General features: G+C 67.2%; 10 protein-coding genes. 7 read left to right on the forward strand and 3 right to left on the reverse strand.

Features of this window, described 5'->3' with window-relative positions:
* Positions 1–116: 116 nt before the first annotated feature.
* Positions 117–2,081 carry a M10 family metallopeptidase C-terminal domain-containing protein gene (locus tag AC1RR5_RS08735; protein ID WP_492920913.1) on the forward strand — a complete coding sequence of 655 codons (1,965 nt, stop codon included), beginning with the start codon at positions 117–119 and terminating at the stop codon, positions 2,079–2,081.
* Here AC1RR5_RS08735 and AC1RR5_RS08740 read toward each other — a convergent pair.
* Together AC1RR5_RS08740 and AC1RR5_RS08745 are read right to left on the reverse strand one after the other, a co-directional pair.
* The gene (locus AC1RR5_RS08740) at positions 2,078–3,616 is read right to left on the reverse strand and encodes an acyl-CoA synthetase (RefSeq protein WP_492920914.1); all 1,539 of its coding nucleotides are present in this window, start codon (positions 3,614–3,616) and stop codon (positions 2,078–2,080) included. The two genes, AC1RR5_RS08735 and AC1RR5_RS08740, sit on opposite strands and share 4 nt — an antisense overlap.
* 23 nt (positions 3,617–3,639) lie before the next feature.
* Entirely contained in the window at positions 3,640–5,307 is a 1,668-nt protein-coding gene (locus tag AC1RR5_RS08745; RefSeq protein ID WP_492920915.1) for a GMC family oxidoreductase, read from the reverse strand.
* Positions 5,308–5,486: 179 nt separating this feature from the next.
* Here AC1RR5_RS08745 and AC1RR5_RS08750 point away from each other — a divergent pair, with 179 nt between their 5' ends.
* From AC1RR5_RS08750 to AC1RR5_RS08775, 6 genes are all read left to right on the forward strand, one after another.
* On the forward strand, positions 5,487–6,821 hold the full coding sequence (locus tag AC1RR5_RS08750; RefSeq protein ID WP_492920916.1) for a cytochrome P450: 1,335 nt from the start codon (positions 5,487–5,489) through the stop codon (positions 6,819–6,821).
* Between the two features lie 60 nt (positions 6,822–6,881).
* Positions 6,882–7,766 carry a crotonase/enoyl-CoA hydratase family protein gene (locus AC1RR5_RS08755; protein WP_492920917.1) on the forward strand — a complete coding sequence of 295 codons (885 nt, stop codon included), beginning with the start codon at positions 6,882–6,884 and terminating at the stop codon, positions 7,764–7,766.
* A 56-nt stretch (positions 7,767–7,822) separates the two neighbouring features.
* Positions 7,823–9,046, forward strand: coding sequence for a DUF2336 domain-containing protein (locus AC1RR5_RS08760; protein ID WP_492920918.1), 1,224 nt, complete (start codon positions 7,823–7,825; stop codon positions 9,044–9,046).
* 224 nt (positions 9,047–9,270) lie between these two features.
* Positions 9,271–9,690, forward strand: coding sequence for a Ros/MucR family transcriptional regulator (locus AC1RR5_RS08765; RefSeq protein ID WP_492920919.1), 420 nt, complete (start codon positions 9,271–9,273; stop codon positions 9,688–9,690).
* 197 nt (positions 9,691–9,887) lie between these two features.
* The gene (mopJ, locus tag AC1RR5_RS08770; RefSeq protein ID WP_492921330.1) at positions 9,888–10,382 is read left to right on the forward strand and encodes a motility/cell cycle regulatory protein MopJ; all 495 of its coding nucleotides are present in this window, start codon (positions 9,888–9,890) and stop codon (positions 10,380–10,382) included.
* A gap of 104 nt (positions 10,383–10,486) precedes the next feature.
* Positions 10,487–10,810 (forward strand): hypothetical protein, encoded by a 324-nt coding sequence (locus AC1RR5_RS08775; protein WP_492920920.1) that lies wholly within the window; start codon positions 10,487–10,489, stop codon positions 10,808–10,810.
* Between the two features lie 4 nt (positions 10,811–10,814).
* On the opposite strand, the gene AC1RR5_RS08780 is transcribed toward AC1RR5_RS08775, so the two are convergent.
* The gene (locus AC1RR5_RS08780; protein ID WP_492920921.1) at positions 10,815–11,726 is read right to left on the reverse strand and encodes a ribokinase; all 912 of its coding nucleotides are present in this window, start codon (positions 11,724–11,726) and stop codon (positions 10,815–10,817) included.
* Between the last annotated feature and the right edge of the window lie 17 nt (positions 11,727–11,743).

An 11,743-nucleotide genomic window follows, 5' to 3' on the forward strand; every position in this document is an offset into this window, starting at 1 on the left:
TAGGGTGCAGCGGCCGTGCTTGTCAGCCATGGCGGCATCACTTATTCCCTCAACCGTACATTGATGTTCCGTGGCGCCCTGTCGGGTCGCGTTTCTGTCCGCCAGGGGGAAGCTTCATGCCGCTCGACGCGAACCAGGCCATCAAGGCGCTCACTCAAAACGGTCTGCGTTGGACCACGCCGACCATCACCTACAGCATCCCCACGGCCAGCAGCACCTGGCCCGGCTATGAGGGGAGCGGCGCCGAGCCCGGCCGACCGGGCTATGAGGCCTTGTCCGCGACGCAGGCGGCCAATTTCCGCGTCTTGATGAGCTACTTCAGCGCGGTGATCGCCACGCCGATCATCGAGACCGACGACGTCTCCAAGCCGGGGCAGATCCGCGTCGCCTTCACCGACTATGGCCCCTACGCCCAGTTCCCCGGCGACAGCCTGCAGCAGTCCGGCGACATCTGGCTGGGAACGGGCATGAAGTCGTTCTCGCTGAAGATCGGCAACGACATGGCCGCCGGCGAATATCCGTATTCCGCCACCCTGATGATGATCGGCTACGCGCTGGGTCTGGCGCCCAACTTCGCCGCCGCGAACGTCTCCGCGGACTATGACGCCGCACGCTACACGATGATGTCGACCCAGGTCCTCCAGGACCGGTTCATCCTGGACCTGAGCCGGACGTCACAGGGCAATCTGACAACCACCAACCACATGGTCCCGCTGGCGCTGGGCGTGCTCGACATCGCGGCGCTGCAAAGCCTTTACGGCGCCAATCCGAACACCAATGCCGGGGCGACGCGCTATGCCTGGGACGAGAAGGTCGCCAGCATAACGACCGTGTATGACGCCGGCGGCGTCGACGTCATCGACCTGTCGGGCCACCAGCGTGCGTCGACGATCGATCTGACACCCGGCGCCTTCAGCAGCATCGACATTTTTTCGGCCGAGGATCAGCGCGCCTACTGGCTGGCGAAGTTTCCGGACCAGGCCCGTGACGTGAACCTCTTCACGGACCTCCTGATCAAAGACAAGGCTCTGTTCACCTGGGAGAACAACCTCGCCATCGCCTATGGCACGATCATCGAGAACGTGATCGCGGGCGACGGGAACGACACCGTCAAGGGCAATGGCGCGGCCAACACGCTCGACGGCGGCGGCGGGAACGACGCGCTGTCCGGCGGCGACGGTGACGATGTCCTGATCGGCGGCGGCGGGTCCGACCTGCTCGACGGCGGCGCGGGCCTCGACACGGCGCGCTATGTCGACGCGGCCGCCTCGTTCCAGGTCAAGGTCGACGCCACGGGCTGGACGGTCAGCGACCTGCGGACCGGCCGCACCGCCGATGTCGACACCCTACGCGGCATCGAGACCCTAGCCTTCCAGGACAAGGCCCTGACGCTGGGCGTTCACCGCGTCAGCCTGGGTATCGCCAACGTCCTGCGCGCCCAACCGGGCGAGGCCGCCGCCCAGGCCTTGATCGTCGAGCTCAATCCCAAGGCCATCGGCGGGTTGCTGGACGGCGCCGCGCTGGGCGTGACCTTGGCCAAGACGGCGATCTCAACCACTTCAGTGGCGACGCTCAGCTATCAGTTCTTCACCGGCCACATCCCCCTCGAGACGGGGATGGACTATCTGGTGGCCGCCGCGGGGCCGAACGGCAACAACCTGAACAGCGCCTACTACCAGAGCTTCAATCTGGAGAACCGCTACATCAACTTCGCCGTCAATCTGGGCAAGAATGGCGAGGGCGCGGCCAGGTTCACCGCCGATTACGGCGCGCTCAGCCTGTTTGAGGCGACGAAGAAGGCCTATGCGACGATCTTCGGCTCGACGCCGACCGACGCGAAGGTGCATGCGCTGATCGACAGCCGCGTCGACTATTTCGACGCCTATGGTCACGACGGTCCGGACGGCCAGGGCACGAAGGCGGCCATGGTGGGCTGGCTGCTGGCCGAGGCCGCCAAGGCCGACGTGGGCATGCTGGCCCGCGCCAATGACGCCTTCCTGATCGATCTCGCGGACGGCGCGGCCTTTGGCGTCGATCTGGTCGGGGTCTACGGCAAGGCCGAGTACAACTATCCCAGCTAGACGATCCGGCTCTCGCCCTTGCCCCAGTAGGCATCGCGGATCAGCCGCTTGTAGAGCTTGCCCGTCGGATGCCTTGGCAGCTCGGCCATGAAGTCGATCCGCCTCGGTGACTTCACGTGGCTGAGGTTGGCGCGGGCGAAGGCCATCAGTTCGGCGGCGAGTTCATCGCGGTCCTCGGCCTGGTCCATGGGCTGGATCACCGCCACGACCTTCTCGCCCATCTCCTCGCACGGGGCGCCTACGACGGCGGCGTCGGCGACCTTGGGGTGGGTGATCAGCAGGTTCTCGATCTCCTGCGGATAGATGTTCACGCCGCCCGAGATGATCATGAAGCTCTTGCGATCGGTCAGGTACAGGTAGCCCTCTTCGTCGGCCCAGCCGACGTCGCCCAGGGTGGTCCAGCCGTGCTTGTTGTAGCTCTCGGCGGTCTTATCGGGAGCGTTGTGGTAGTTCACCGCCGGGCCGTTGGCGAAGTAGACCGCGCCCTCGGTGCGGGGCGGGACCGGGTCGCCGGCGTCGTCGCAGATGCGCAGCTCGCCCAGCACCGCCTGGCCGACGCTGCCCTTGTGGGCCAGCCAGTTATCGGAATTGATCCAGCAGAAGCCGTTGCCTTCGGTGCCGGCGTAGTACTCGTAGATCACCGGACCCCACCAGGCGATCATCTGCTCCTTGACCGGCACGGGGCAGGGGGCGGCGGCATGGACCGCCGACTTCATCGACGAGACGTCGTACTTGGCGCGGACCTCTTCGGGCAGCTTGAGCATGCGTACGAAGTGGGTCGGGACGAACTGACCGCAGTTGACCCTGTGCTTCTCGATCAGCGCGAGCGCCGCTTCGGGCTCGAACTTCTCCAGCACGATCACCGTGCCGCCCAGCTTGTGGACGGTCATGCACCAGCGCAGTGGGGCGGCGTGATAGAGCGGCGCGGGCGAGATGTAGACGCTGTCGCCGCTGAAGCCGAACAGGCCTTGGGCCATCATCTGCAAGGCGTTGGGCGCGTCGATCGGCCCGCCGTTCAGGGCCGGCTTGACCCCCTTGGGCCGGCCGGTGGTGCCCGACGAATAGAGCATGTCCGAGCCGGCGGTCTCGTCGGCGATCGGCGTGCTGGGCTGGCCGGCGCGGGCGTCCTCGAAGCCGGCATAAGGACCATGCGGGCCGCCGACGGCGAACAGGGTCAGGCCTGGGACCAGCCCCGCGACCTCGTCGATCAGCGAGCCCATGGCGGTGGAGGTGACGAAGACCTTCGCCCCGCAGTCCTTGAGGATGTACTCGACCTCGGCCGCCGTCAGCTTGGTCGAGACGCAGACGAAGTACAGGCCCGCCCGCTGCGCCGCCCAGGCGACCTCGAAGAAGCGGGCGTTGTTCTCCATCAGGATGGCGATGACGTCGCCCTGGGTCAGGCCCAACGTGCGGAACAGATGCGCCCCCTGGTTCGAGCGCGCGTCCAGCTGGGCGTAGGTCACGACCTCGCCCGAGCCGGCCATGATGTACGCCGGCTTGTCGCCTTGAGTCTGGGCGTGGAGGTAGGGGTGCATCTCGATACCTCTGCGTCTGGGGCTTAGGCGGCGACGGGCGCGCGGGCCGCTTGCCGAATCATGTCGCTGGCCTTCTCGGCGATCATGATGGTGGGGGCGTTGGTGTTGCCCGAGACCAGGCGCGGCATGACCGAGGCGTCGACGACCCGCAGGCTCTCGACCCCGCGCACGCGCAGCTCCGGATCCACCACGGCCATCGGTCCGTGACCCATCTGGCAGGTGCCGACCGGGTGATAGATCGTCGAACCGCTCATCCGCGCGTAGCCCAGAAGCTGCTCGTCGGTGGCGAACTCGCCGCCCGGATTGATCTCGCTGTCGACATAGGGCGAAAGGGCCGGGGCCTGGCCGATCTTGCGCGCCCACTTCAGGCCGGCGACGGCGACCTCCTGGTCCAGCGGATCGGCCAGGTAGTTGGCGAAGATGGTCGGATAGACGGATGGATCGGCCGACTTGATGCGGATGTGGCCACGGCTCTCGGGACGCAGCTGGCAGGGGGCGATGGTCAAGCCGGGGGCGTCCTCCAGCTCCATCTTCTGCTCGTTGACCAGCTTATCCAGGTCCATGGTGGCGGGCAGGATGTGGAACTGAATATCGGGTCCGGAGAGGTCCGGGCGCGACTTGCAGAAGGCCGCGATGTGCGCCGCCGACAGGGTCAGCAGACCCTTGCGCTGGAAGAGGTAGCGCAGCGCTTCGCCGGCCAGGCGGCCACCCTTGGATTGCTCGTTGACCGAGACGACGCCGGCCTTCAGCCGATAGCGCACGCTCATCACGTAGTGGTCCTGCAGGTTCTCGCCGACCCCGGGCAGGTCCTGGACGACATGGATCCCGTTCTTGATCAGGAGCTCGGCGGGACCCACGCCCGACAGCTGCAGCAGCTGGGGCGAGTTGATCGCGCCGCCGGCCAGGATCACCTCGCCGCGCGCCTTGGCCACGCGTTTGACGCCGTTCTGGGTGAACTCGACGCCGGTCGCGCGGCGGCCCTCGAACAGGACGCGGCCGGCCAGGGCGTTGGTCACGACCTGCAGGTTCGGACGATCCATGGCCGGGTGCAGATAAGCCACCGCCGCTGAGCAGCGCTGGCCGTTCTTGACCGTCAGCTGGTAGTAGGTCGCGCCTTCCTGGGACGAGCCGTTGACGTCGTCATTGCGCGGGATGCCGGCCTGCTCGCAGGCCTCGATCACCGCGTCCGAAACGGGGTGCTTGGTCGTCACGTCCGAGACGTTCAGCGGCCCGCCGGTGGCGTGCCAGTCGCAGCCGCCGCGCTCCTGGTGCTCGGCGCGGCGGAAGTAAGGGGCGACATCGTCCCAGCCCCAGCCCTCGCAGCCCAGTTGCCGCCAGCCGTCATAGTCGGCGTGCTGGCCGCGGATGTAGAGCAGGCCGTTGATCGAGGACGAGCCGCCCAGCACCTTGCCGCGCGGCCAGACATGGGTGCGGCCGCCCGTGCCGGGGTCGGGCTCGGTCTGATACAGCCAGTTGACCTTTGGATCCTTCAAGGTCGACGAGTAGCCGACCGGGATGTGGATCATCAGGTTCGAGGCGAATTGGCCGAGGTTCTTGGTCGGGCGATCGTCGCCGCCGGCCTCCAGCAGCACGACCTTGAACTTGCCGCCCTCGGACAGCCTCGCCGCCAGCACGCAGCCAGCCGAGCCCGCGCCCACGATGACGTAGTCGGCCTCGATGATCCCGGTCATCGTTATCTCCCTTCACCGCCCGCGTGTGTCCCGCATGATCGGTGTTCAGTTGGCAGGATGCGCGCACCTTTCGCGATCGCGCAAGTTGCCGTCGCGGCGCCGTTGGTTCGACGCGTTTCCGGGGTATCGTCGCCTCAAAGAACGGTGCTCGTTTGAGCACTCCTGGGGAGACGCGCACGATGGACCTGATCAGCCAGACGGTGGTGGACGGCATTGCCGGCCCCGGTGCGCCGCCGACCTATCCGACCCTGAGCGGCGTCGACCTCGCCGACATCTTCCGCTTCCAGAAAGGCCAACCCTGGGCCGACTTCGCGCGGATGCGCACCGAGGCCCCGGTCATGTGGCACGGCGAGCCGTTCAACGGCCCCGGCTTCTGGGCCCTGACCAAGTACGAGGACGTCCAGCGGGTCAACGGCGACCCGGCGACTTTCTCGTCGCAGCGCGGAGGCATCCTGATGTCGATGGGCCCGCCGGACAAACGCCACGCCCTGCTGTTCCGGGCGTCGATGGACACCATGATCAATCTGGACGCGCCGCATCACCTGCAGCTGCGTCGCGAGCACATGCCGTACTTCACGCCCGCCTATCTGCGCGGCCTGACCGAGCGGGTGCGGGGCGAGGTGACTCGGCTTCTCGACGAGATGGAGCCGCTGCTGGCGGGCGGGGCCGAGATCGACATGGTCGAGCACTTCAGCTCGATCCTGCCGCTGTTCACCCTGTGCGAGATCCTGGGCGTGCCGCCCGAGGACCGGCAGAAGTTCCTGGGCTGGATGCACTATTTGGAGCGCGCCCAGGACCTGGCCGTCCAGAACGCCGCCGCGCCGATCGCCCCGACCCTGGAGCTGATGCAGTTCGTCCAGGACTTCAACAACGGCGTCGAGGAGATGTTCGACTACGGCCGCAAGATGCTGCTGAAGCGTCGCGAGGATCCGAAAGAGGACCTGATGACCGCGATCGCGCGGGCCCAGGTCGACGGTGCTCTGCTGGCCGACGAGTATCTCGACGGCTCGTGGCTGCTGATCGTGTTCGCCGGCAACGACACCACCCGCAACACCCTGTCGGGGGCGATGAAGCTGCTGACCGAGTTCCCCGACCAGAAGCAGAAGCTGATCGACGATCCCTCGCTGCTCGGCGGCGCGGTGGACGAGTTCATCCGCATGGTCAGCCCGGTGATCTACATGCGCCGCACGGCCACCGCCGACGTCGAGGTCGACGGCCAGCTGATCCGCGAAGGCGAGAAGGTCGTCATGTACTACGGCGCGGCCAACCGCGATCCGGCGATGTTCCCCGACCCCGACACGCTGGACGTCACGCGCGCCAACGCCGGCAAGCACATCGCCTTCGGCTATGGCCCCCACACCTGCATCGGCAAGCGCGTGGCCCAGATCCAGCTGGAGGAAGCCTACCGCCAGATCCTGGCACGCTTCCCGGATCTGAAGTGGACAGGGAACATCGAGATCGCCCCGAACAACTTCGTGCACGCGATCAGCAAGCTGGGGGTGAAGCGGGGGTAGGGCGGTTGCGGCGTATTCATACGCATGTTTGACTGCCTGCAAATCACGAGGAACCGCCCCATGTCGCAGCCCACCTTCGAGACCATCCTGTACGACGTCGAGGACGGGATCGCGACGATCACCCTGAACCGTCCGGACCGGATGAACGCCTTCACCGCCCGGATGATGAAGGACCTGATCGAGGTGTTCGACATCACCGACGCCGATGATGCGGTCAAAGCTGTGATCATCACCGGCGCGGGTCGGGCGTTCTGCGCCGGGGCCGACCTGGGCGGCGGCGGCGGCACCTTTGACCGCAGCTCGCCCCAGGCCGTGGAGCGCGAGGAGGGCAAGGTCGGCGACGTCTATCGCGACGGCGGCGGCCGCGTGACCCTGCGGATGTACGACAGCCTGAAGCCCATCATCGGCGCGATCAACGGCGCGGCCGTCGGCGTGGGGGTGACCATGCAGCTGCCGATGGACATCCGCCTGGCCTCGACCGAGGCCAAGTTCGGCTTCGTCTTCGCGCGTCGGGGCATCAACCCCGAGGCGGCTTCGAGCTGGTTCCTGCCGCGCCTGGTGGGCCTGCAGACGGCGCTTGAGTGGTGCTACACCGGCCGCGTGTTCCCGGCGTCCGAGGCGCTGGAGAAGGGGCTGGTCCGCTCGCTGCACGCGCCCGAGGACTTGCTGCCCGCCGCCCGCGCCCTGGCCCGCGAGATCGCCGACAATACCGCGCCCGTCTCGGTGGCCCTGACCCGTCAGTTGCTTTGGCGGATGGCTGGCGCGGACCATCCGATGGAAGCCCACAAGGCCGACAGCCGGGCCATACAGTCGCGCGGCGCCTCGGGCGACGCCAAGGAGGGCGTGACCTCGTTCCTGGAGAAGCGCAGCCCCGTCTATCCGAACAAGGTCTCGACCGACGTGCCGGATATCTGGCCGGAGTGGGAAGAACCGCAGTTCCGGTGACTTTGTCGCGGCCTTCGCTCATCACCCGTTAAGCACGATCTGATCTCTTCGCCGGGATGAGCGAAGCCGCGTCCCTGTCGTCGTTCCCCGAGCCGGAGGCCCCCAAGGCCGCCCCGCGCTCGCGCTCGGCTCTGCTCAAGCGGCTGGCGGACGTGGTATGCCTGCCGACCAGCCGGATCAACGCGTTCGAGCGGTCGATGACCGCCGACCTGCTGGTCGAGATGCTGCGCGACGCCAATGTCGGCGAGCGCGAGAAGGTCGCCCGCCGCCTGGCCATGCTGGTCGAGATTCCCGGCGTGCTGGTGCGTCTGCTTCTGCGCGACGAGTTGCCGGTCGCCCGCGCCCTGCTGGTCGAGTCCGAGAAGCTGTCGGACGCCGACCTGATCGCCTGCCTGTACCAATCGACCACAGATCACCGCCGGCTGATCGCCCAGCGGCGCGGCGTCAGCGAAGTGGTCGCCGACGCCCTGATCGACATGGGCGAGCCGCCGGTCATCGAGACCTTGCTGCGCAACGAGCTGGTCAAGTTCAGCCACCAGGGCGTCGAGAACATCGTCGCCGCCACGCGCGACAACCAGTACCTGATCCCGCTGCTGCTGCGCCGGGCCGAGCTGCGTCCCAGCCACGCCTACGTCATGTTCTGGTGGGCCGACGCTGAGGCGCGCAAGACCATCCTCCAGCGCTTCGCCGTGTCGCGCGAGATCCTGCAGGACGCCGTCGGCGACGTCTTCGCCCTGGCCTCGGCCGAGGGCTGGCAGGACCCGCTGTCGCGCAAGGCCCTGCAGTTCATCGAGCGCCGCCAGCGTAACCGCGCCGCCATCGCCAAGAGCCCCTACAACAGCCTGGACGAGGCGGTCGCGGCCGGCGAGACCGGCATCACCCGCGAGATCGCCGAGGAGATCTCGTATCTCTCGGGCCTGAAGCCGATGACCGGCGCCAAGATCTTCACCGATCCGGGCGGCGAGCCCCTGGCCATCCTGTGCAAGGCCACCGGCCTGCCGCGCAACAACGTGCGCCTGCTGTGGCGTGGCCTGCGCCGCCAGGAAACCGACCGTAGCGGGGCGATCGACCACGCGCTGGAACGCGTCCTGACCGTCTACGACATGGTCGCCGTCGATCGCGCCCAGACCGTGCTGCGCTACTGGAACTGGTCGCTGACCTCGGCCCTGACTCCGGCCCTGCTGAAGGCCATCCGCGAGGGCGACGAAGCCGCCGTCGACGAATACTCGGCGCCGCAGCGAGCCGCGATGCTAGCGCTGTCTCGCGATTTCGGCCGCTAAATCCGGAATATCGTTGGTTTTTCGACCCCACTGCTTGTGGTCGCTCAGGAACTCAACCTCACTTACTTGCCCTCTGGCTGGTTGAGCCGGTTGGGCGAACACTGAATTATTACGTACGATCTCTTACAAAGCCCGTATTGCCCGCCGCAGACAATCTTTGTATGCAGCCGTCGACTGGTTAGTGAATCAGTCATGTAAAAAGATTGGCTTACGGGCGAGGCCTTATGGAAGATCAATCCGACCTGATCGAGATGACGGCGGGCATCGTCTCCGCCTATGTCGGCAACAACGTGGTCTCGACCGCTGACCTGCCGGCCCTGATCAAGCAAGTTCACGCCGCGCTGGCCAATGTCGGCGCTCCGGCCGCCGAGCCGGCGCCCGCGCCGAAGGAGCCGGCGGTTCCAGTCCGCAAGTCGATCACCCCCGACTTCCTGATCTGCCTGGAAGACGGCCGGAAGTTCAAATCGCTGAAGCGCCACCTGCGCACCAAGTACGACATGACCCCCGAGGACTACCGTTCGAAGTGGGGTCTGCCCAAGGATTACCCGATGGTGGCCCCGAACTACGCCGAGGCTCGTTCGAACCTCGCTAAGCAGATGGGCCTGGGCCAAGGCGGTCGGAAGCCGGCGCGCAAGGCGAAATAGTCGAGTCGGAACAAAAGCTTGGCCGTTAGCGGCCTCAAAAGACCCCAACGCCCGCCGTCCGCACCCGGACGGCGGGCGTTGTCTTTGGCGGTTGACTCAATATGGGAATCTTGTCGCGCGACATGTTTTTCACTTGCCGCCGATTCGTTCCTTAAGCGATAGTGAATCGAAGTGATTCCAATAGCTTGTTAAGGACTCTGAAGATGTCCGCGCAATTGAGCGCATCCGCTACGGCGGCCCGCGCTCATCAGGAGATGTTCGCCTATTGGGCGTCCCTCCGCCGGGGGGCGAGCCTCCCTGCGCGCGTCGACCTGCACCCTACGAGCATGAAGCGGCTGCTGCCGACGGTCAGCTTGATTGACGTCGTCAACGCGCCCCGCGACTACCGTCTGCGCTTGGCCGGCACCGGCCTTTACGGCGTCTATGGCCGCGAGATCACCGGCCGGATGATCGGCGACGTCTACAACAAGGACGCCTTCGACTACTGGCGCAAGGAACTGGACAAGGTCGTCGACGAGCGGCGTCCCGGCGTCGGCGTCCACAGCCTGGCCTGGCGCGGCGCTCCGCACATGTCGATCCTGTGGCTGCGCCTGCCGCTGGCCACCAACGGCAAGGACGTCGACATGATCCTCGGCTACGACGCCGTGGTCGGCGCCGCCGCCGAAGGCATTTCGGGCATCCGCGCGGCCTAGGCGTCCGCGCCAAGACGCCGTCGACCCGGCGCCGTTCCGCCATCTTGAGCGTTCATGACGCAGGTTCGCCGGCCCTGTCCGCCGGCGTCGTCATGGAGTGCTCAATGCGTTTGCCCGTCCGAACCCTCGCCGCGCTGTCCGTCGCCGGTCTGTTGCTGCCCGCGGCGTCCGCCCAGGCGTCCAGCGACCAGGCCTGGGCCGAGTTCAATCAGCGCGTCACCCGCGCCTGCGTCGCGGCGAGCGGCATTCGCAACGCGCGGCCTTCGACGATCGTCGGCTTCAATGACCGGGTCGGCCGGGTCGCCATGCTGGTCTCGGACCGCTCGCGAGGCTCGGCGCGCGCCAAGCTGTGCATCTATGACAAGCGCGCTCGCGTGGCCTATGTCGACGACGCCGAAAGCTGGTCGGCCCCGCCCGCGCCGCGCTAGCGGCTCAACCCTCTAGAAAAGCCTCGACCTCACGGCGCAGGGGCATCGACGGCGCGGCGCCGGCCTTCTGTACCGACAGAGCGGCGGCGCCGTTAGCCAGTTCGACCGCGTCGCGCAGGTCCATGCCCGACGCCAGGGCCGCGGCCAGACTGCCGCAGAAGCAGTCGCCCGCGCCGACCGTGTCGATCGCCTTGACCTTCTTGCCCTCGACCAGGAAGGCCTCGTCGCGACGCACGGCGGCGACGCCGGCCGAGCCCAGGGTGACGATGATCGTCTGGTCCGGGCGGCTCATCAGCTTGCGGGCCGAGATCGAGACGTCCTCCAGACGGATCGGCTCGCGGTCCAGCTTGGCGTAGGTCGCCAGCTCGGTCTGGTTTAGGATCAGGATGTCGGTCAGCGGGAACAGGGCCGCGCCCTGGGGCAGGGCGGGGGCGGCGTTCAGCACGCGCAGGGCGCCCTTAGCCGCGCCGGTGCGGAACAGGGTCTCGATGGCGATGGCCGGGGTCTCCAGCTGGCACAGCAGCACGCGCTGGCCCTCCAGCGGCGTCGCGCCGACCTGCTGGGGCGTGACCAGGGCGTTGGCCCCGGCGGTGACCACGATCATGTTCTCGGCGTTGTTGGCCACCCAGACGTGGGCCTGGCCCGTCGGCACGCCCGAGAGCTCCATGACGTCGGCGACCTGCACGCCATAGCCGGCGAGGCTGGCCTTCAGGCTCTTGCCGCTGTCGTCGCCGCCGACCGCGCCCATCAGGCGGGTGGCCGCGCCCATGCGGGCGGCCGCGACCGCCTGGTTGGCGCCCTTGCCGCCCAGGAACAGCTCCAGCGAGGTGCCGGCCACGGTCTCACCCGGGCGGGGCAGGTCGTCCACCCGGGCTACAGCGTCCAGGTTGATCGAGCCGAGAACAAAAACAGTCATGGTCTGGGTCTTCTAGA

Source organism: Caulobacter sp. GW821-FHT11E11 (assembly GCF_058808315.1).